Below are 293 nucleotides of genomic sequence, written 5' to 3'. Positions count from 1 at the left end.
AGTAATCCACCTGGGGAGTACGACCGCAAGGTTGAAACTCAAAGGAATTGACGGGGGCCCGCACAAGCAGTGGAGTATGTGGTTTAATTCGACGCAACGCGAAGAACCTTACCAAGTCTTGACATCCCTTGACGAACATAGAAATATGTTTTCTCTTCGGAGCAAGGAGACAGGTGGTGCATGGTTGTCGTCAGCTCGTGTCGTGAGATGTTGGGTTAAGTCCCGCAACGAGCGCAACCCTTACTGTCAGTTACTACGCAAGAGGACTCTGGCAGGACTGCCGTTGACAAAAC

General features: G+C 50.9%; 1 rRNA gene. It reads left to right on the top strand.

From position 1 onward, the window contains the following. Positions 1-293 (top strand): 16S ribosomal RNA (locus tag P0G09_RS19685); the annotation flags it as partial.

Origin of the sequence: Faecalibacterium sp. DFI.5.82, assembly GCF_029076575.1 — a bacterium.
Lineage (GTDB): Bacteria > Bacillota > Clostridia > Oscillospirales > Ruminococcaceae > Faecalibacterium > Faecalibacterium duncaniae.
This window is presented reverse-complemented; position numbering and strand designations above follow the sequence as displayed.